The organism is Bosea sp. PAMC 26642, assembly GCF_001562255.1.
Lineage (GTDB): Bacteria > Pseudomonadota > Alphaproteobacteria > Rhizobiales > Beijerinckiaceae > Allobosea.
Genome location: NZ_CP014301.1, coordinates 5,314,334 through 5,332,490 on the forward strand (window position 1 = coordinate 5,314,334; position 18,157 = coordinate 5,332,490).

Sequence of the window (18,157 nt, forward strand, 5' to 3'; positions counted from 1 at the left end):
CAGTCTGTTCGTCAGGTCGCCTTGGACGGCGGCCTATTCGTCCATCGCAAGCCGCATGACGACGTCGAGCAGGACCTGAATGCCCGCAACGAGATCCGCCTCGGCCGTGAACTCCGCGGGATTATGGCTGATCCCGCCGACGCTTGGCACGAAGATCATCGCGGAAGGCGCGATCCGCGCCATCATCTGCGCATCATGGCCGGCGCCAGACACCATACGCCTGCAGCTGAGCCCACGCGCCCTCGCGGCCGCCTCGATCGCGACGACGATGCCCTCGTCGAAGACGACGGGCTCGAAGCGGGCAAGCCGCTCGACGGATACGCTCACCTCCTCGCCCGCCGCGACCTCGTCGAGAAACGCCGCCAGCGCCGCCTCCTCATCGCGCAGGCGCTGCGGATCGGGGTCGCGCAGATCGACCGTGAAGGTCGCGCGCGATGGTATGACGTTGATCGCATTGGGCTCGAAAGCCATGGTCCCGACTGTCGCGACGGTCGGTGTATTGGCGGTGCGAGCCCGGTCGCGCAGGAAGGTGACGACGCGTGCCGCGGCGACGCCGGCATCGCGGCGCATCGCCATCGGCGTCGTCCCGGCATGGTTGGCCACGCCGTCGATGGCGATGCGCTGCCAGGAGATCCCCTGCAGGCTGGCGACCGCGCCGATCGTGAAACCCTCGCGTTCCAGCACCGGCCCTTGCTCGATATGCAGCTCGATATAGGCATGGGGTTTCAGGAACCCGGGCTCGAGTCGTCCAGAATAGCCGATGCGAGCGAGTTCGGCACCGAGTACGCTGCCGTCGGTTCCGGTGACGGCGAGCGCCGTCTCGATGTCGAGGCCGCCGGCATGGACCAGCGAGCCGAGCATGTCGGGCGCATAGCGCACGCCCTCCTCGTTGGTGAAGGCCGCGACTGCCAGCGGCCGTGCCGGCGCGAGGCCCGCCTGCTTCATCGCGGCGATCACTTCGAGGCCGGCCAGCACGCCGTAGCAGCCGTCATAGATGCCGGCGTCGATCACGGTGTCGATATGCGATCCGATCAGCACCGGCGCGCGCGCTGCATTGCCAAGCGTGGACCAGACTCCGAAGATGTTGCCGATCCGGTCGATCGCGACATCAAGGCCGGTCTCCCCCAGCCAGGCGACGATCTGGTCGCGCCCGGCCTTGTCCGCGTCCGAAGCTGCCAGCCGGATGAGACGGTCGCTGTCGCGCCCGATCCCGCCTAGTTCCCGGATGCGCGAGAGCAGACGATCGGTATCGAGCAGTGGCGCGGTCACGCGGCGCTTCCAGCCGCCAGCACCGCCTCGGGCGTCAGTCCGACAAGCTCGTGGTACCGGCCCGGATCGGTGGCGCCCTCGGTGTTGACGACCCAGATGCGCGACTGTCCGTCGAGCTTGAGAGCGGCTCGGATGGCAGGGTCGGCCGTCGCGCGGACCGCTCCGGCGAGACCGGCGCCGCCGCTCTCGCCCGCGACGATGGCGGGGTCGCCGGCCTGTGGCCGGGCAAGCCGGTTCATCGCCGCGACCGCGTCCTCGTCCTCGACCGTCATGAACGCATCCGCCACGCGCGAGAGCACCCGCCAGGCCAGCGGGGAGGGCTCGTAGCATTCCAGCATCGCCATCACGGTCGCCTCGCCATGGGCGACCTTGACCGGATGACCGGCCTTGGCCGTCTCGAAGATACAGGCCGCGCGGGACGGATCGACCACGATGAAAACGGGCCGCTGCTCGCCGAGTACAAGCGAGAGATGCGCGGCGACGGCCGCCGCGACGCCGCCGACGCCGGCCTGGACGAAGACATGGGTCGGCGGTGCCGGCAGCTGGCGCAGGCTCTCGCGCACTAGCGCCGTATAGCCCTGCATCACCAGGCCCGGAATGCGCTCATATCCCGGCCATGACGTGTCGGAGACGACCGCCCATCCATTCTCATCGGCCATGCGGGCCGCCTCGACGACCGAGTCGTCATAGGTGCCGCCGACGCGGATCATCCGGGCGCCGAAGCGCGCGATCGCCGCGATTCGCTCCTCGCTGACGCCGCCATGCACGACGATCGCAGCCTGCGCACCGACGAGTTGCGCGCCCTGCGCCACCGAGCGGCCGTGATTGCCGTCCGTCGCGCAGGCGAAGGTCATCTCCGATGCGATGGCGCGAACCTCAGGCGCGGCTATCTCGGAGACCGCGACGCCGCGTCCCAGCCGTTCTTCGGCAGCCTCCAGCACCAGACGGACAACGGCATAGGCGCCGCCGAGCGCCTTGAAACTGCCGAGACCGAGCCGGAAGCCCTCGTCCTTGACATGCAGCGCGCCGATTCCAAGCTCGGACGCGAGCCCCGGCAAGGCGTGCAGCGGCGTCGCAACGTGGCCGTCGCGTTGCACGAGATGGCTCTCGACGGCGTCGGCCCCTTCCGGGCCGAGCATTTCCGCATCGAACGGGTGCAGGGCGGAGCTGTATTCGGAATGCCGGTTGAGCAGGAACATCGCAGCCTCGTTTCGATCGCTTGCCGACCGATACCGCATCTTCTGCGAGATGAAAGCCTGCTCGCGGTCGCCCTCAGGCCTTCAGATGAAGTGTGACCAGGACGACGATTTCCGCGCCTGTCGGCAGCGATGCCGCCACGCGAAGGAAATTGCCGAAATGGGCGACGCGCTGGAAGACCACCGCATCCTTGGCCCCCGGCAGGGCGAACTCCGATCCTTCCGGCGCCCAATGCATGCCGTCGGCCGAGATTTCGATGCGCGCTTTCGGCAACGCCCCTTTCGGCTCCTTCAGCGCTCGAACGAAGACGACCGCCTCCTTGGCCCAGCCGGCTTCATACGGCTCCGTTGCGGATTCCCCGGTCCAGATCTCGTTGCGGGCGACGACGGCTGTGAGGTTTTCGGGCAGCATCAGAAGTCTCCCGACAGGCAGACGGAATCGAGATAGGCGAAGGCGCGCTTGTCCGTATCGGTCTCGGCGAAGAAGCCGATATTGAGCATGCACCAGAGGTTCTTCATCGCTGGGATGCGGATCGGCTCGTAGCCGCTCATGTCGAAGGCCCGGTCGTTCACCTGCAGCCCTGTGGCCTGCATCGTTTCCAGGTCGAAGTCGAAGCGCAGATAGTGCCAGTTCACCTTGGTCGGGATCTCGTTGTAGCAGAGCCGCTGCTCGCCGCCGGGCAGGTCCTCCCAGTCGGTCGGCGCGAGGTGGTAATGCGTGATCGTCTTGCCGGCGGCGCCGATCGGCTGGATCGGCGTGGTCTTGCGCTTGAACTGCCATTTCTGCAGATGCACGCCGTTCTCGGCGTTGAGGAAGCGCAGATGAGGCATCACGCGGTTGCCGCCGGCCCCATGCCGGTCGCCGACCTGGAGATCGTACAGGAAGCCGAAGGAGCGGATGTCGGTTTCCGACAAAGCGAGGTCGGTCGCTTCCGGCTTGAAGGTGAAATAGGTCTCGATCCGGATCGGCCCGGCCTTGCGGAAGGTCAGCCGCTTGATCGCAACGTTCTGCGCGCCTTTTTTGGGCCGTGTCGCGATCTTCAGCGCATAAGAGCCGTCGAAGCCGCCATGCGAGCCGAAATCCCAGTTCGGCAGGGTCGAGAGCATGGCGTGGCTGTGCTGGGCATAGCCCGGCAGCATGGCGTCGAGCGTGTCCTCGTAATTGCCGACGAGCTGGGTCCAGCCGCACATGCCACGGTCAAAATCGTCGAGGCAGATGATCCGCGGCAGCGGGTCGAAGCGGCTCAAAGCCGGATCGGATTCGCGGATGGCGCGGCGCATGTCGTCGAGCTGGGTCATGGGCTTATCCCTTCACTGCGCCGGCGGTCAGGCCCGCCACGAGGTGCTTCTGCATGAGGATGACGAAGGCGAGAACCGGCAGCAGCTGGATGGTCGAGGCGGCGAAGAGCACGCCCCATTCGACGCCCTCGACCGCGCCGATCATCTCCGAGATCACCAGAGGCGCGGTCTTGGCCTTGGTCGTCGTGAAGATGAAGGCGAACAGGAACTCGTTCCAGGCGTAGACGATGACGAAGACCGCGACCGCCAGCATGCCCTGCGCCGCCAGCGGGAAGATCACGCGCCGGATGATCTGGAACTGCGAGGCACCGTCGATCATCGCGGCTTCGTCCAGCTCTCGCGGAATCTGGTCGATGAAGGTGCGCATCACGATGGTCCCGAGCGAGACGAAGAAGGTCGCGTAGAGCACGATCAGGATGAGATGCGTGTCGTTGAGGCCGAGCCGGTTCACGACCGGGAACAGCGGCAGGGTGATCACGATCGGCGGAATCAGCCGGATGAAGATCAGGAAGAAGGCGCTGGCCTGCAGGCCCTTCGAGGCGTGGCGCGAATAGGCGAAACCGGCGAGCAGCGAGACGGCGACCGCCAGCACGGTCGCGCCCAGCGTCACCAGGAAGCTGTTCCAGAGCCCGAAGAAGAAATCGCCCCAGCGGCTCCAGAGCATCTCGTAATTTGCCAGCGTCGGCATGAAGCTGAAGCGCGAGGTCAGGGAGAAGATGTCGCGGTCGGACTTGAACGACGACATCACGATCAGCGCGATCGGCAGCAGCGACCAGGCGACGATCGCGATCACGCCGGCGAGCTTCAGGAGGAGGCGTGGGAGCGAGAGCTTACGCATTCTTGCGGAACATCTCTTTGTAGATGCTGCGGAGATAGACCAGCGCGAGCAGCAGCGAGGCCAGCACCAGGAGCCAGCCGGTGGCCGCAGCCGAGCCGAAGGCGTTGTAGCGAAACGCTTCGAGATAGAGGTAGACGGCCATCACCTCCGTGGTGCGGGCCGGGCCGCCGCCTGTCATCAGCCAGACCTCGGAGAACAGCCGGAAAGCGAAGATGTAGCGAAACAGCGCTGCGATCAGCAAAGCCGGCATCAGCAGCGGCAGGGTGATGCGGCGGAACGCCGCCCAGCCGGTCGCACCGTCGATGGCGGCGGCCTCGTAGAGCTCGTCGGAAATCGAGAGCCGGGCGGCGTAGATGATGATGAAGCTGAAGGGCAGATGCAGCCAGATCGAGAGCAGGCTGACCATGGCGAGGCCGTGATTGGGGTTCACCGCCCATTCGATCGGCGGCAGCCCGAAAAAGCCGAGCATCTGGCTCATCATCCCGACTTCGGGCTCGAACAGATAGCGCCACATCACCACCGCCGAGACTTCGCTGACCGCATAGGGGGCGAGCACGATGGCGAGCAGGATCGGCCGGAACGGCACGCCCGACGCGAAGAACAGCGCCATGCCGAGGCCGATCAGCAATTCGACATGCACGACGATCGCGACGACGATCACGGTGTTGACCAGCGCCCGCCAGAAATAGGGATCGCCCAGCACCTTCGCGTAATTCGCTAATCCGACGAATGTCGCCGCCTGGCCGAAGGAGGACTGGTTCAGGCTGAGCCAGAACACGTAGATCGCCGGCAGGAAGATGACGCAGCCGACCATGAGCTGAACAGGGCCGACGAGCGCGATGGCTGACAGTGGCGTGCGGGCGGTCATGGGTTGCCAACCCTTGCGATCAAACGCGCCGTCATCCCGGGCAAGCGAAGCGCAGACCCGGGATCCATCCTAGAACGCCGACGAGCCTTATGATGGATCCCGGATCGGCGCGGCTGCGCCGCTTGTCCGGGATGACGGCGGAGGTTGGAACAGCTGGTGGTGCTGGAATCCATAGCCCGCCTCACGCGATCCGGAAGCGCTTGAGCGCGTCGCGATCGATCGCGATCCCCAGCCCCGGACCCTGCGGCACGGCGAGCCTGCCATCCACCAGCTGAAAGCCCTCGCCCACTACCGGCTGCGTGAAGGCGTCGCGCAGCGGGTTCGCATAGACCATGCACTCGAAGGTGCGGAAGGTCTCGGCTGCCGCCGCGAGCTGCAGGCTGGCGGCGACGCAGATCGCGCCCGACCAGCCGACATGCGGGGCGTAAGCGGTGTTGAAGCTCGCAGCGAGTTCGGCGATGCGCCAGGTCTCGGTGATGCCGCCCGAGCGCGTCACATCGGGCTGGATCAGCCCGATCGAGCGGTCCTGCAGCATGTTCAGCGCCTCGGAGGCGACATAGTCGCTCTCGCCCGCAGCGAGCCGGATCGGCAGATGCTGCGCCAGCCGCCGATAGCCATCGCGGTCATGCGGCAGGATCGGCTCCTCGAAGAAGCCGTAGCCGAGATCGCACAATGCCTTGCCGACGACCATCGCGTCATCGACGTCATAGGCCCAATTGGCATCGACATAGAGGGCGATGTCGTCGCCGGCGAGCTTGCGGATGAACTTCGCGCGCGCCACGGCGTCCTTCAGCGGGTGGCCGAGCTTTACCTTGATCTCGCGGAAGCCGGCCTGCAGCGCAGCGGTGACCTCGGCCTCGACCGTGGTGTCGTCGAGCCAGTTGATCGAGGAGGCATAGGCTGCGACGTCGGTTCTGCCGATGCCGCCGAGCAGCTTGTGGATCGGAACGCCTGCCGCCTTGCCGGCGATGTCCCAGAGCGCGATGTCGATCGCCGAGATCGCCTCGACGAGCTGGCCGCCGGGCCGGCCTGTGAGCGCGCCGCGCATCGCCTTCCAATGCGCGCGCCGGTCGGCCGGGTCCTTGCCGAGCAGCCGCGGCGTCAGCACCTCGTCGATCAGCCGCGCATAGCCGGCCGCGCCCCGCCGCGCCAGCGCCTCGCCGACGCCGACGAGTCCGTCGCTGGTCGTCACCTCCACGACGACGATCTCGATCGCCGGAAAGTCGCCTTGCGAGGTGCGCTGCGCCTTGGCGAGCGTAACCCGCAGCGGATGGGATTCGATTCTGGCGATGCAGCGGGCGGTCATGCGGTCTCGCGGCTCTGTGTCCGATTGAGTTCAACCTAACTGATAGGTTACTCAGTTGCAAACATGAGCGGTATCTGTCAATCATCTGGCTATGGAGACCGTGCTGAACCGCGCCGACGTGCTTGCCGATATCGACGCCGACCCGTTCGGCGGCACCGATGTCGTGCCGACGCGGCTGGGCGACGCCCTGATCGCCCGCATCACCGAGGCGATCCATGACGGCAGGCTGAAGCCGGGCGATGCACTGCCTTCGGAGGCGCGCATCGCCGCCTCCTTCGGCGTCAGCAAGCCGATCGCGCGCGAGGCCATCCGCCAGCTCGCTGCGATGGGGGTGGTCAACATCCAGCAGGGCAAGGTCACCCGGGTCCAGGCGCTCGACGCCGCTCCGCTCGACCGCTTTTTTCGCTTCGCCGTGCGCGGCCGCAAGACCGGCCTGACCGAGGCCGTCGAGCTGCGCCGCATCCTCGAGCCGCCGATTGCCGCCCATAGCGCGCAGCGGCGCTCCGACGCCGATGTCGAACGGCTCGATTTCATCCTCGCAAGAATGGAGGCGGCGCTCGGTGACGTGCCACGCTGGATCGAGGCCGATCTCGACTTTCACGAGGCGGTCGCGGCCTCCTCCGGCAATCGCCTGCTCGACTTCCAGATCAGGGGCTTGAGGCCGGTGATCCGCGAGGTCATGGAAATCTTCAATTCGCGCGAGGCGCGCACGCAGGCCGACTGGCGCCGGACCTATCAACGTCATGTCCTCGTCGTGGATGCCATCCGGGCAGGCGACGCGCAGGCGGCTACCCTCGCCATGAACAAGCATTTCGAAGCGGCAGAAGCCGCCATCGCGGAACTCGCGACATCCCGGGAGGATACTCATGACCAGAAGCACAGGGCTCGACCGTAGGCAGCTTATCGGCGGCATGGCAGGCGTCAGCCTCGCCGGATTCGGTGCTCCGGCCTTCGCACAGGCCGGGCCGCTCAACGTCTTCGCGCACCGCGTCATGCAGACGGTCTCGACCGGCGCGCAGGGCGGCGACATCACGAAGGACTGGGCCCAAAAGAACGGTACCACGATCCAGTGGACCACCTTCGACACCGGCCCGTTGCAGGAGCGCCTGTTCCGCGAGGCGAGCCTGTCGGAAAGCTCGGTCGATGTCGGCTTCCTGCTCAACACGCAGGCCATTCCGCGCGCCGCCAACCTGTTCGAGCCGCTCGACGATTATCTCAGGCGCGATCCGATCGAGGATGCCGCAGACATCTTTCCGGGGCTGACGGAGGGCATGAAGGTCGGCGGCAAGCAGCTCGCCGTGCCGTTCCGCCACGCCTCGTCGGGGCTGCACTACAATGAGGAGATCCTGGCCGAAAAGGGTTTCTCCAGGCCGCCGGCCTCGATCGAGGAAATGGTCGAGATCGCCAAGGCCTGCACCTATCGCCGGGCGGACGGCACCGCCACCGTCGGCCTGTGCATGCCGGGCGTGACCTATCCCAACGTGATCGACATCGCCCGCGCCTGGGACGGCGATTTCATCACGCCCGATTTCAAATGCGTCGCCGATCAGCCGCCGATGCTGAACGCGATCAAGCTGCTGCGCGCCCTGTTCGAGGCGGGTGCCTTCCCGCGCATCTTCGCGACGCTCTCACCCGAGGACGTCAATGTCTGGATGCAGACCGGCCGCGCCGCGATGAGCCTGCAGAGCATGGGCCGCAACCGGATCTACAACGATCCGCAGAAGTCGAAATTCCCCGGCAGGATCAAGACGGTCGCGGTGCCGACCTCGAAGACGCTGGCGGGCAAATATGCCGCTGCGCCCGCAAAGGTCGAGTTCTGGGGCCTCGTCATCCCGAAGAACGCGAAGCGCAAGGATCTCGCCTGGAGCTTCATCAAGGCGATGGTCTCGAAGGAGGCGACCCTGAAGGCGGCGCTCAACGGCAACGGCCCGGTGCGCGCCTCGACCTATGCCGACGAGGCCTTCAGCAAGACCGTGCCCTATGCGGCCGAGGAACTGAAGGTGCTCAAGGTCGCGCGCGTGCCGCTGCCGGCTTTCGACGAGGCGGCGCGCGCCGGCGATCTGTTCAAGGAGGAAGCCGAAGCCGCGGTTCTCGGCATGAAGACGCCCGAGGAGGCGATGGCCTCGCTGGTCAAGCGCGTGCAGCCGCTGCTCCCCGCCTGAGAGACCGAACCGCCAGCACGCGACACAGCGTGGGCTAAACATCCGGAGGAAACCCATGTCCAAACTCATCTCGCGTCGCGCTTTCGGCCTGATGGCCGGCAGCGCAACAGCCGCGCTCGGACTGCCTGGAATCGCGCGCGCCCAAGCAAAGACCGTCACTGCGCTGGGCCACCGCGTCCACCAGACCTCGGCGACCACCGGCCCCGGCGGCGACGCCACCGAAGCCTGGCGCAAGCAGTCCGGCGCATCCGTCAACTGGGTGACGTTCGGGGACGTCAACGCGATCCACGAACGCCTGTTGCGTGAGGTCACGCTCAGCGAGACCACGATCGACGTCGCCTATCTGCTCAACGGCCGCGCCGTGCCGCGCAATCTCAAGCTGTTCGAGCCGCTCGATGCGCTGATGAAGGATGCGCCGATCGAAGCCTTCGAGGATTTCGCGCCCGGACTGGTCGCGCCGATGAGGCTCGACGGCGCGTTGCACGCGATCCCCGTGCGACACGCCACCAACGCGCTGATCTACAACGAGGCGCTGCTGGAGGAGCGCGGCGTCTCCACGCTGCCGGCGAGCTTCGAGGAGCTGGCGGAACTCGCCCGCAAGCTGACCTTCAAGCGCGACGACGGCAGCCAGGTCCATGGCCTGGCCTTCACCGCAATCTTCGCCTCGAACTTCCTGACGCTCGCGCGCTGCTTCGGCGGTGACTACATGACCACGGATGGCAAGCTCGTCGCCAACGAGCCGCCGATGATAAAGGCCCTGACGGTGCTGGCGGAGTTCTACAAGGCCGGCGTACTGCCACGGAACTTCGCGACGGTGAACAACGAGGAGATCACCACCGTGATGCAGCAGGGGCGGGCGGCCATGACCATCAACCCCTTCGCCCGGCTAGTGACCTATAACGACCCGAGCAAGGGCAAATATGGCGGGCGCTTCAAGTCGCTCCTGCCGCCGATGGCAGCCGATCTCAAGGGCAAGACGCCCTACGCGCCCACGACCGAGTTCTGGTCACTGGCAATCCCGAAGAACGCGAAGCAGAAGCCGTTGGCTTGGGAGATGATCCGCGCGCTTTCCGCCAGATCCGGGACGCTGGCGATGGCCCTGAACGGCAACGGCCCGACCCGTGTCTCGACCTATTCCGACGAGAAACTGAAGGCGGCGATGCCCTATGCGGCCGACGAGGCGGCGGCGCTCAAGGCCTCGCGCATCCATCTGCCGGCCTTCGACGAGCAGGCCCGCGCCCACGACATTTTCCTTGAGGAAACGCAGGCCGCGGTGCTCGGCATCAAGCCGCCGCAGACCGCGATGGACGATGCGGTGAAGCGCGTGAAGCCGCTGCTCGGCTGATGGCGGCAGAGCTTGCAGGACGCGTCGCGCTGGTCACCGGCGGCGCACGCGGGATCGGACTGGCGATCGCCACGGCGCTGGCGCAGGCCGGGGCCCATGCGGTCCTGCATGATCGCGACCGCGAAGCGACCGAGTCGGCGGCCGCGACGCTGCTCGCAGATGGCGCCTCGGCGTCGAGCCTGATCGCCGATCTCGTAGATTCGGCGGCGCCAGCCGCCATGCTGGCCGAACTGCAGGCGGCGCAACGCGAGCCCGATATCCTCATCCTCTGCGCCTCGGTAGAAATTCGCGAAAGCTGGGACGCGGTCAGTGACGAGGCTCTTCAGATCCAGAGCGAGGTCAACCTGTTCGCGACGGCCCGCCTCATCCGCGCTTTTCTTCCCGGGATGATCGCACGTGGGTTCGGCCGGGTCGTTGCGATCGGCTCGGTTCAGGAGACTCGCCCCAACGCCGACTGCCTGTTCTACGCCGCCACCAAGGCGGCGCAGACGAGCATGATCCTCAACCTTGCCCGGACGCTGCGTGCGCCCGACGTGACGCTCAACATCGTCCAGCCGGGCGCGATCGCCACGGATCGCAACCGGGCCGTGCTCGCAAAACCCGGCTACGGGCAGATCGTCCGCGAGCGCATTCCGCTTGGCCGGATCGGCACACCGGAGGATTGCGCCGGTGCCGTTATGCTGCTGTGCTCGGCTTCCGGAAGCTACATCAACGGCGCGGAAATCGCCGTCGACGGCGGCGCGAGATTGTAGTTTCTCCCGTCAGTCCGGCTCGATCGCGATCAGCATGTCGCCGGCGGCGACCGTCGCGCCGGCTCTTACGGCGAGGCGCTTGATCGTACCGGTGGCGGGGCTCTTCAGCTCCATGAACAGCTTCATCGATTCCAGCACGGCGACGACCTGGCCCGCCGTGACGCTGTCGCCCTCGGCGACATGCAGCGCCACGACCGTGCCCGGCATGCTGGCGCGGACGCTGTCGCCCGATTCTCCGCCGGCGCCGCGCTCGGCTGCGGCCGCCTCGACCGCGAGCATGATCCCGATGCGGCCCTCGAAGCCGCCATGCCGCAGGACGAGCCCGCCGGCGTCGCAGACGGCCGCGACCTGACTGCTGGTTTCATCGACCGTCACGGTCCATAAATCCGGTCCGTAGCCGCGAGTGGCGACGTGATGCGTGCCGCCGGGGCTGGTGACGCGCAGGACGCCGCCATGCGTCTCTATAGCAAGCGGCATCGACTGCCCCGCGACCGACAGCGAGAGATGCGTCGTCGCCGGGCGGCCTGCAGGCGCAAGCAGGCGGAAGCCCGAGAGCGAGCCCCACGGCCCCGCAGCCTGTGCCGGCTTGCGGGCGGTCAGCCAGATCGCCGCCGCGACGGCGTTGCGCATGGCCTCATCGACAGGCTGCGGCTTCCAGCCGTCGGGCCAGGTTTCGGACAGGAACAACGTCGTCGCCTCGCCAGCTGCGAACACGCGCTGGCGCAGCGCATCGATCAGGAATGGCCTGATCGTGCCGGGGCCGAGCACGACGAGGCGTTCGAGCCCTTCCCCGAGCTTGCGAAGGGCCGCGCCGCGATCGGGTCCGTGCGCGATGATCTTGGCGAGCAGCGAGTCGTAATGCGTCGAGACCTCGCTTCCCGCCGCGACGCCGCTGTCGACGCGAACGCCCTCCGGCTCGCGCCACAGGGCGATCCTCCCGGTGTCGGGCCGAAAACCCTCATCGGCGCGCTCGGCCGTCAGCCGGGCCTCGATCGCATGGCCGGTGCAGGTGATCTGCTCCTGCGCCAGTGGCAGCGGCTCGCCCGCTGCGATCCGGATCTGCCATTCAACGAGGTCGAGCCCGGTGACGGCCTCGGTGACCGGATGCTCGACCTGCAGCCGTGTGTTCATCTCCAGGAAGAACACGGCTTCAGTCGCCGCATCCACCAGGAACTCGACTGTGCCGAGATTGTCGTAGCCGATCGCGTGCGAGAGCCGCAGCGCGTAATCGTGCAGGGCCGCGCGCGTCTCGGGACGCAGGTTCGGTCCCGGCGCCTCCTCCAGAAGCTTCTGGTTGGAGCGCTGCACCGAGCAGTCGCGCTCGAACAGATGGACGACATTGCCGTGCCGGTCGCCCGCGACCTGCACCTCGACATGGCGCGGACGCGTCACGAATTTCTCGATCAGAAGACGCCCGTCGCCGAAGGCGGCCTGGGCCTCGCGGCCGGCCGCGACGATGGCGTTGTCCAACTCCGCCTCGTCCTCGACCTTGCGGATGCCCTTGCCGCCGCCGCCGGCCGAGGCCTTGACCATCACGGGCAAGCCGACGCGCAGCGCTTCGGCCCGCAGAACGTCCGGCGACTGGTCGGCGCCGTCATAGCCGGGCACGCCCGGCACGCCGGCATCGCGTGCGATCTGCTTGGAGCGGATCTTGTCGCCCATGGAGTCGATCGCGCCGGTATTGGGGCCGATGAAGACGATGCCGTTGGCTTCGCAGGCGGCGATCAGGTCGAGCCGCTCCGACAGGAAGCCGTAGCCGGGATGGATCGCCTGCGCGCCGGTCGCGAGCGCGGCTTCGATGATCCTGTCGGCACGCAGATAGCTTTCTCGCGCCGGGGCAGGGCCGATATGGACGGCGCTGTCGGCCATGCGCACATGCAGCGCGTCGCGGTCGGCCTCGGAATGCACCGCGACGGTGCGGATGCCCAGCGTCCGGCAGGTCTTGATGATGCGGCAGGCGATCTCGCCGCGATTGGCGATCAGGATGGTGGAGAACATCAGCGCACGCCTGTCATTCCGGGGCTTCGCGCAGCGAAGAACCCGGAACCCACGACCGGGCGAGCCTTTGCTGTTGCGCTTTCAGGGCACTTGCCCAGTCGTGGGTTCCGGGTTCGGCCTTTGGCCGCCCCGGAATGACAGAGGTGGTTCGCCGCCATCACCGTCACATCCTGTAGACGGGACGGGGCGAGGTATCGCGCGGCTCGCCGGCCGCCAGCGACAGGCACAGCCCCAGCACATCGCGCGTCTGGCCGGGCTCGATGATGCCGTCGTCCCAGAGCCGTGCGGTGGCGTAATAGGGGTCGCTCTGCTCCTCGAACTGCGCGCGTGTTTTCGCGTCCAGTTCGGCGATCGCGGCCTCGTCGGCCGTGCCCTTCAGCGATTGGCGGCGCAGTTCGGTGACGACGTTCGCCGCAACCTCCGGGCTCATCGTCGCGATCCGGGCATTGGGCCATGAGAACAGGAAGCGCGGCTGGAAACCGCGTCCGCACATGCCGTAATTGCCGGCGCCATACGACCCGCCGATCAGCACGGTGTATTTCGGCACCCGCGCATTCGAGACCGCGTAGACCAGCTTGGCCGAATGCTTGGCGATGCCGCCGCGCTCGGCTTCCGTGCCGACCATGAAGCCGGTGATGTTCTGCAGGAACAGCAGCGGGATCTGGCGCTGGTCGCAAAGCTCGATGAAATGCGCGCCCTTCACGGCACTTTCCGAGAACAGCACGCCGTTATTGGCGATAATGCCGACCGGATGGCCGTGGATGCGGGCGAACCCCGTCACCAGCGTCGCGCCATAATCAGGCTTAAAGGCGTTGAAGGCGCTGTCGTCGACGATGCGCGCGATCACCTCGCGAACGTCATAGGGCCGGCGCAGATCGGTCGGGACGAGATCGACGAGAGCGGCCGGATCGAGCTTCGGCGGAGCGGGCTCATGCGGCGGCTCGTTGAGAATCCCGACATCGCCGAGCGAACCGACGATCTCGCGCAGCTTCGCCAGCCCCTCCATTTCCGTCAGCACCATATGATCGGCGACGCCGGAGACCTGCGTATGCATCTCGGCCCCGCCCAGCGTCTCGCCATCGACGATCTCGTGGATCGCGGCCTTTACGATCGGCGGGCCGCCGAGATGGATCCGGCCGGTGCCCTTGACCATGATCACTTCGTCCGAAAGCGCCGGGATATAGGCCCCGCCCGCCGTCGCCCCGCCGAACACGATCGAGAGCTGCGGAATGCCCGCCGCCGACATCCGGCACTGGTTGTAGAAGGAGCCGCCGAAATGGTCGCGGTCGGGGAAGACCCTGTCCTGCTCGGGCAGGAAGGCGCCGCCGCAATCGACGAGGTAGAGGCAGGGTAGGCGGTGAGCTTGCGCGATCTCCTGCGCGCGCAGATGCTTGCGCACGGTCTCGGCGAAGAAGGAGCCGCCCTTCACCGTGGCGTCGTTGGCGATCAGCATGCAGGCGCGGCCCTGGACGATGCCGATGCCGGTGACGATGCCGGCGCCGGGTACCTCGTTGCCATAGAGCCCCCAGGCTGCGAGCGGCGAGAGTTCGAGGAACGGCGTTTGCGGGTCGAGCAACAGGTCGATGCGTTCGCGCACCATGATCTTGCCGCGCTGCTCGTGGCGGGCACGCATCTTGTCGCCGCCGCCGCTCGCCACGAGGGCGTGGCGTTCGCGCAAGGTGTCGAGCATCGCGGCGAGCGGGGGAGGGGAAACAGTCTGGGATATAGTCTCTGACATGCGGCCCACGCCTCGACGTTTCATATCAAAGGCGCGTCATTCCGGGCGAAGCGCAGCGAAGACCCGGAATCCATCATAGGGCGCGGCGGGCTCTATGATGGATTCCGGATCAGCGCCGCTGCGCGGCTTGTCCGGAATGACGGCGCGTCTTGTCTCTCTGCGAGCGAACTGAAAGCGGCTTGATCTCCCCGTTCCGTTCACCTACCGTCCGTTAGGTAGGCGGAATGAACCGCGCAGGTCAAGCACGGGAGTGCATCATGTCGGCAGTCGAGAAGCTGAACGCGGGCGAAGCTCCGCGCCGCTCGCCTTACTTCACCGAAGAACACGAGGCGCTGCGCGACCAGGTCCGCCGCTTCGTCGAGACCGAGATCAAGCCCCATGCCGACGCGTGGGAGGAGCAGGGCTTCGTGCCGCGCGAGGTCCTGAAGCGCATGGGCGCGCTCGGCTTCTTCGGCATCCGCTATCCGGCCGAATATGGCGGGTCCGAGATGGACACGATGGCCACCGTCGTGCTCGCCGAGGAATTCGGCCGCTCGACCTATTCGGGCGTCGCCATCACGGCGCTCGTCCACACCGACATGGCCTCGGTTCACATCGCCAATGCCGGCAGCCAGGCCCAGCGCGATGCGCATATGCCCGGCATCATCGCCGGCGAGAAGATCGTCGCGGTCGCGGTCACCGAGCCTGATGCCGGCTCGGACGTGAAGGGCATCCGCACCACGGCGCGGCGCGAGGGCGACAGCTATGTGCTCAACGGCGCAAAAATGTTCATCACCAATGGCGTTCATGCCGATCTCTACTGCGTCGCCGCCAAGACCGACCTCTCGGCCAAGCCGTCGCAATCGGTCTCGATCTTTCTCGTTGAGAAGGGCACGCCGGGCTTCCGCGTCTCGCGCGCGCTCGACAAGCATGGCTGGCGCTCGTCGGACACCGCCGAGCTGGTCTTCGAGGATTGCCGCATCCCGGCGGAAAACATCCTCGGCCAGGAGGGGCGCGGCTTCTACGCGATCATGAGCAACTTCCAGAACGAGCGCACCGTGATCGGCGCTATGGCGATCGGCGAGGCCCAGGCCGCGATCGATCTCACCCTCGATTATGTCCGCACGCGAAAGGCCTTCGGCGCGCCGCTCTGGGACAAGCAGGCGATCCGCCAGAAGCTCGCCATGCTGGCCGCCAGGGTCGAGGCCGGGCGCCAGCTCGTCTATCACGCGGCCTGGCTCGACGCGCAGGGCTTCGACGCCACCAAGGAAGTATCCATGGTCAAGGCGCTCTGCGGAGAGCTCGTCAACGAGGTGATGTATGCTTGCCTGCAGTTCCATGGCGGCATGGGTTTCATGCGCGAAAGCACGATCGAGCGCATGACCCGCGACGCCCGCGTCCAGTCGATCGGCGGCGGCGCGACGGAAGTCATGCTGGAAGAGGTCGCAAAGCGGCTGTGAGCATTCCTCGTCATTCCGGGGCACTGCGCAGCAGCGAGCCCGGAACCCATAAACACTGGCTCCTTAGAAAAATGCACGACGTTGTCCGCGCCACTTCTGTCGGGACCCGTGCTTATGGGTTCCGGGCTCGCGCCTTCGGCGCGCCCCGGAATGACGAAGGTGCTGCATGAGCGTGGCGGTCGAGAAATCTCCGCGCGAGAAGACAGAAAGCCCCTCCCGTCGGCTCATCCTCGACACCGCCGCGCGGCTGCTGCGCTCGGGTGGCTATCACCAGACGACCTTGCGCGAGGTGGCCGAAGCGGTCGGCATCGCCAAGGCGAGCCTCTACTACCATTTCGCTTCGAAGGAGGAGATCGTCGAAGCTGTCGCCAATGACGGCGTCCGCTTCGTCCATGAGGCGGTCTCACTCGCCTTGGCGGAGACCGTCGAGGCCTCGCCTCGCTCCCGCCTGGAAGCGGCGATCTGCGCCCATCTCACCGCGCTGCACGGGCATGGCGATTACACCTCGGCCAGCATCAAGGCGTTCCCCTTCGGCCCCGTCGCCGCGCCCGAGAGCGTCCGCCAGGTCCGCCGCGCCTATGAAGACGTATGGCGCGACCTCATCGCCGAGCTTCAGGCTTCGGGCGCGATTCCACCCGAGCGTGCGCCGGAGACGTTGCGCTATTTCCTGCTCGGCGCGCTCAACGGATCGACCGACTGGTACCGGCCCGGCCGCTTCGACATCGCCGGCCTCGCTGGCGAATTCGCGGTCCTGATCGCGCCGCGTAACGATGCCGTGAGACCATAGCCGAACCGCCGTCGACCGTGCTGTGATGCGGTACAGATCTCGCAGCTGCGTCGCCTTGTCTTGGCGCAGCAGCCTACGGAGCCCGCATGGAATCCATCTACTGGTCGATCACCTGGGCCTGCCACCGCAAATGCGTGCATTGCTACGAGGACAAATTCCGGCCCTATATCCGCAACGCGCTCGGTGACGTGGTCGGCCAGACGCTGCAGAACTGGCCGCGCGTTGTCGAGAACCTGCCCGAGCGCATGAGCTATCTCGACCTCGAGCAGCCTGTCCCGGGCGGTGGCTGGCAGGAGCGGCGCGGCCGGATCATCCTGTCGGGCGGCGAGGTGCTGATCGACCCGATCCGAGAGCCGGCGCTCTATCCTCTGCTCGACGCGCTGCGGGCGCGCTATGCCGACAGGGGCGGCGTCAATGTCGTGGTCCAGACGACCGGCGACCTGCTGACCGAAAAGATCATCAACGAACTCGTCGCGCGCGGCGTCTGGATGATCTCTGTTGCTGGCATGGACGATTTCCATGTCGGCCTCGAAGGCGCCAAGCGAGACCCGCTGCAGGCCCGCCTCGTCGACTGGTTCGAGGCCGTCGGTATGCAGCGCTCCGGCCTGCAGCATCAGACGCGGCGCTGGCACGAGGAGGATGGACCGCTCTTCTCTTTTTTCGGGGCCACGCCCGATGCCTGGATCGGAAAACTCTGGCCGCGCGGGCGGGCCTGGAAAAACGGCCTCTCGACTGCGACCATGTCCGACAACTTCTGCAACCGCTGGTCGGGAGGCCTTGGCTTCCTGAACCATCGCTATTCTGGCTCCGAGGTCGCGATCGATGCGGCGGGCGACATCTATCCCTGCTGCATGAAAACGAAGCTCCCGATCGGCAATCTGACCGAGGAGCCTCTCGAGGGCATCCTCGATTCGCTCGTCGGCAATCCGGTCTACGAAGCGATCAATTCCGGCCATCCCGAGCGTATGGGTCTGCATAACGGCTGGAGCCTCGACACCTACCTCGCCAAGTCGCAGACGGTGCAGCCGAAAGGTGGCGAATACCGCAATCTCTGCATCGGCTGCGACAGGTTCCACGAGGAGGTGCTTGGGCCCGTCATCGCCCGCATCCGCGAGGAGCGCTTGGTCGGCGGGCGCAGGATGGCAGCAGAATGATGCCGT

The 18,157-nt window shown here is 66.6% G+C and carries 16 protein-coding genes; 7 read left to right on the forward strand and 9 right to left on the reverse strand.

The window, feature by feature from the left end:
- Positions 1 to 33 precede the first annotated feature (33 nt).
- From AXW83_RS25415 to AXW83_RS25445, 7 genes are all read right to left on the reverse strand, one after another.
- Complete coding sequence (locus tag AXW83_RS25415) at positions 34 to 1,269, reverse strand: Zn-dependent hydrolase (RefSeq protein WP_066619080.1); 1,236 nt, start codon at positions 1,267 to 1,269, stop codon at positions 34 to 36.
- Complete coding sequence (locus tag AXW83_RS27430) at positions 1,266 to 2,468, reverse strand: diaminopropionate ammonia-lyase (protein ID WP_066619084.1); 1,203 nt, start codon at positions 2,466 to 2,468, stop codon at positions 1,266 to 1,268. The genes AXW83_RS25415 and AXW83_RS27430 overlap by 4 nt, the downstream gene beginning before the upstream one ends.
- Positions 2,469 to 2,541: 73 nt before the next feature.
- Entirely contained in the window at positions 2,542 to 2,877 is a 336-nt protein-coding gene (locus tag AXW83_RS25425; RefSeq protein WP_066619087.1) for a hypothetical protein, read from the reverse strand.
- Positions 2,877 to 3,764 (reverse strand): DUF6772 family protein, encoded by an 888-nt coding sequence (locus AXW83_RS25430; protein WP_442855209.1) that lies wholly within the window; start codon positions 3,762 to 3,764, stop codon positions 2,877 to 2,879. The genes AXW83_RS25425 and AXW83_RS25430 overlap by 1 nt, the downstream gene beginning before the upstream one ends.
- A 4-nt stretch (positions 3,765 to 3,768) precedes the next feature.
- Positions 3,769 to 4,602, reverse strand: coding sequence for a carbohydrate ABC transporter permease (locus tag AXW83_RS25435; protein WP_066619091.1), 834 nt, complete (start codon positions 4,600 to 4,602; stop codon positions 3,769 to 3,771).
- Entirely contained in the window at positions 4,595 to 5,470 is an 876-nt protein-coding gene (locus AXW83_RS25440) for a carbohydrate ABC transporter permease (RefSeq protein WP_066619093.1), read from the reverse strand. Before AXW83_RS25440 ends, AXW83_RS25435 begins: the two co-directional genes overlap by 8 nt.
- A gap of 181 nt (positions 5,471 to 5,651) precedes the next feature.
- Positions 5,652 to 6,776, reverse strand: coding sequence for a mandelate racemase/muconate lactonizing enzyme family protein (locus AXW83_RS25445; protein ID WP_066619094.1), 1,125 nt, complete (start codon positions 6,774 to 6,776; stop codon positions 5,652 to 5,654).
- A 100-nt stretch (positions 6,777 to 6,876) separates the two neighbouring features.
- Between AXW83_RS25445 and AXW83_RS25450 the strand changes: the two genes are divergently transcribed.
- The 4 genes from AXW83_RS25450 to AXW83_RS25465 are packed head-to-tail and all read left to right on the forward strand — an operon-like array spanning position 6,877 to position 11,035.
- The gene (locus tag AXW83_RS25450; protein WP_168166156.1) at positions 6,877 to 7,671 is read left to right on the forward strand and encodes a FadR/GntR family transcriptional regulator; all 795 of its coding nucleotides are present in this window, start codon (positions 6,877 to 6,879) and stop codon (positions 7,669 to 7,671) included.
- A complete protein-coding gene (locus tag AXW83_RS25455) occupies positions 7,643 to 8,938 on the forward strand; it encodes an ABC transporter substrate-binding protein (protein ID WP_066619099.1) in 1,296 nt (431 codons plus the stop codon). The genes AXW83_RS25450 and AXW83_RS25455 overlap by 29 nt, the downstream gene beginning before the upstream one ends.
- Positions 8,939 to 8,993: 55 nt before the next feature.
- Positions 8,994 to 10,283 carry an ABC transporter substrate-binding protein gene (locus AXW83_RS25460; protein WP_066619101.1) on the forward strand — a complete coding sequence of 430 codons (1,290 nt, stop codon included), beginning with the start codon at positions 8,994 to 8,996 and terminating at the stop codon, positions 10,281 to 10,283.
- Positions 10,283 to 11,035, forward strand: a complete 753-nt coding sequence (locus tag AXW83_RS25465) for an SDR family NAD(P)-dependent oxidoreductase (RefSeq protein ID WP_066619103.1) — start codon at positions 10,283 to 10,285, stop codon at positions 11,033 to 11,035. The genes AXW83_RS25460 and AXW83_RS25465 overlap by 1 nt, the downstream gene beginning before the upstream one ends.
- Before the next feature lie 9 nt (positions 11,036 to 11,044).
- Here AXW83_RS25465 and AXW83_RS25470 read toward each other — a convergent pair whose 3' ends face one another.
- Both AXW83_RS25470 and AXW83_RS25475 read right to left on the reverse strand, forming a co-directional pair.
- Positions 11,045 to 13,033, reverse strand: a complete 1,989-nt coding sequence (locus AXW83_RS25470; RefSeq protein WP_066619104.1) for an acetyl/propionyl/methylcrotonyl-CoA carboxylase subunit alpha — start codon at positions 13,031 to 13,033, stop codon at positions 11,045 to 11,047.
- Positions 13,034 to 13,196: 163 nt separating this feature from the next.
- Positions 13,197 to 14,771 (reverse strand): acyl-CoA carboxylase subunit beta, encoded by a 1,575-nt coding sequence (locus AXW83_RS25475; RefSeq protein WP_066619105.1) that lies wholly within the window; start codon positions 14,769 to 14,771, stop codon positions 13,197 to 13,199.
- A 257-nt stretch (positions 14,772 to 15,028) separates the two neighbouring features.
- Here AXW83_RS25475 and AXW83_RS25480 point away from each other — a divergent pair, with 257 nt between their 5' ends.
- From AXW83_RS25480 to AXW83_RS25490, 3 genes are all read left to right on the forward strand, one after another.
- On the forward strand, positions 15,029 to 16,210 hold the full coding sequence (locus tag AXW83_RS25480; protein WP_066619106.1) for an acyl-CoA dehydrogenase family protein: 1,182 nt from the start codon (positions 15,029 to 15,031) through the stop codon (positions 16,208 to 16,210).
- Between the two features lie 166 nt (positions 16,211 to 16,376).
- Positions 16,377 to 16,997 carry a TetR/AcrR family transcriptional regulator gene (locus AXW83_RS28120; protein WP_066619114.1) on the forward strand — a complete coding sequence of 207 codons (621 nt, stop codon included), beginning with the start codon at positions 16,377 to 16,379 and terminating at the stop codon, positions 16,995 to 16,997.
- A gap of 86 nt (positions 16,998 to 17,083) precedes the next feature.
- Positions 17,084 to 18,151, forward strand: a complete 1,068-nt coding sequence (locus tag AXW83_RS25490) for a radical SAM/SPASM domain-containing protein (protein ID WP_066619116.1) — start codon at positions 17,084 to 17,086, stop codon at positions 18,149 to 18,151.
- Positions 18,152 to 18,157: the final 6 nt, after the last annotated feature.

Bases quoted from the DNA above. Each gene is read 5' to 3' on its own strand.
- AXW83_RS27430 (WP_066619084.1), bottom strand. From the start codon at position 2,468: ATGTTCCTGCTCAACCGGCATTCCGAATACAGCTCCGCCCTGCACCCG.
- AXW83_RS25425 (WP_066619087.1), bottom strand. From the start codon at position 2,877: ATGCTGCCCGAAAACCTCACAGCCGTCGTCGCCCGCAACGAGATCTGG.
- AXW83_RS25430 (WP_442855209.1), bottom strand. From the start codon at position 3,764: ATGACCCAGCTCGACGACATGCGCCGCGCCATCCGCGAATCCGATCCG.
- AXW83_RS25435 (WP_066619091.1), bottom strand. From the start codon at position 4,602: ATGCGTAAGCTCTCGCTCCCACGCCTCCTCCTGAAGCTCGCCGGCGTG.
- AXW83_RS25440 (WP_066619093.1), bottom strand. From the start codon at position 5,470: ATGACCGCCCGCACGCCACTGTCAGCCATCGCGCTCGTCGGCCCTGTT.
- AXW83_RS25445 (WP_066619094.1), bottom strand. From the start codon at position 6,776: ATGACCGCCCGCTGCATCGCCAGAATCGAATCCCATCCGCTGCGGGTT.
- AXW83_RS25455 (WP_066619099.1), top strand. From the start codon at position 7,643: ATGACCAGAAGCACAGGGCTCGACCGTAGGCAGCTTATCGGCGGCATG.
- AXW83_RS25460 (WP_066619101.1), top strand. From the start codon at position 8,994: ATGTCCAAACTCATCTCGCGTCGCGCTTTCGGCCTGATGGCCGGCAGC.
- AXW83_RS25465 (WP_066619103.1), top strand. From the start codon at position 10,283: ATGGCGGCAGAGCTTGCAGGACGCGTCGCGCTGGTCACCGGCGGCGCA.
- AXW83_RS25470 (WP_066619104.1), bottom strand. From the start codon at position 13,033: ATGTTCTCCACCATCCTGATCGCCAATCGCGGCGAGATCGCCTGCCGC.
- AXW83_RS25475 (WP_066619105.1), bottom strand. From the start codon at position 14,771: ATGTCAGAGACTATATCCCAGACTGTTTCCCCTCCCCCGCTCGCCGCG.
- AXW83_RS25480 (WP_066619106.1), top strand. From the start codon at position 15,029: ATGTCGGCAGTCGAGAAGCTGAACGCGGGCGAAGCTCCGCGCCGCTCG.
- AXW83_RS28120 (WP_066619114.1), top strand. From the start codon at position 16,377: ATGAGCGTGGCGGTCGAGAAATCTCCGCGCGAGAAGACAGAAAGCCCC.
- AXW83_RS25490 (WP_066619116.1), top strand. From the start codon at position 17,084: ATGGAATCCATCTACTGGTCGATCACCTGGGCCTGCCACCGCAAATGC.